Here is a 1,029-nt window from a genome sequence, read left to right on the forward strand (position 1 = left end):
GCCGGCAACGCCGCCGATCCCGCCGGCCCCGCCGGCCCCCCCGTTCCCGAGAATGAATCCGCCGCTGCCGCCCCAGCCGCCGTCCCCGGCGACGCCGCCCGGTCCGGCGTTCCCGCCGATCCCGCCGGCGCCGCCGTTGCCGAAAAGCCCGGTGGCATTGCCGCCGTCGCCGCCGAAGCCGACGAAGCCGTTGAAAGCGGCGCCGCCGGCGCCGCCGCGGCCGCCGTTGCCGAACAGGAACCCGCCGTTTCCGCCGCTGCCGCCATTCTGGCCGGGTCCACCGGACCCGCCGGCGCCCCCGTTACCCCAGAGCAACCCGCCGTTCTGGCCGTTGGAGCCGGTTCCATCGACGCCGTCGCGGCCGTTACCGATCAGGGGGCGTCCCAGTATCGACTCGACGGGGCCGTTGATCGCGTTGAGCAACTCCTGTAGCGGGTTGGCATTGGCGGCCTCGGCGCTGGCGTAGGAGCCCGCACCCGCACTCAGCAGCTGGACAAACTGCTGGTGAAATCCTGCCGCCTGAGCGCCGAGCGTCTGATAGGCCTGCGCATGCGCGCTGAATATGGCCGCGACGGCCGCCGACACCTCGTCACCGCCCGCAGCCAGCAATGCCGACGTCGGGTATGCCGCCGCCGCATTAGCCGCACTGATCGTCGAACCGACATTCGCCAATTCCGACGCCGCTGCCGTCACGACCTCTGGCACCGCGACTACATAGGACATTTCCGGCCTCCGAGTGACGCGGCGACCACCCGCGGATCGCCGAACAACACGACCGTATTGCCGTCCGGCCGCCTACCGATCCCAAGCTTTAGGGCGCGCTGGTGCTACGGCAGGCCGGGTTGGCCGGGCAACCCGAAAAGTTGCCCGCCGTCGCCGCCTTGGCCACCGGTGCCCGCTGGTGCCCCAGGTGCGCCGTTGCCGCCGTTCCCGCCGAAACCTACGAGGAATCCGGCGCGTCCACCTTTGCCGCCGCTCCCACCGGGATCGGCGGAGGCGGTGGGTCCGCCCGTGCCGCCTGACCCGCCG

1 protein-coding gene and 1 pseudogene are annotated in these 1,029 nt (G+C 72.1%); both read right to left on the reverse strand.

Annotation, left to right across the window (positions count from 1 at the left end):
• The coding region (locus AWC27_RS11720; protein ID WP_139836935.1) for a PE family protein at positions 1–723 on the reverse strand (723 nt) is incomplete at its 3' end.
• 104 nt (positions 724–827) lie between these two features.
• A pseudogene (locus tag AWC27_RS11725) lies at positions 828–1,029 on the reverse strand (PE family protein); the annotation flags it as partial.

This window comes from Mycobacterium szulgai (assembly GCF_002116635.1).
GTDB lineage: Bacteria > Actinomycetota > Actinomycetes > Mycobacteriales > Mycobacteriaceae > Mycobacterium > Mycobacterium szulgai.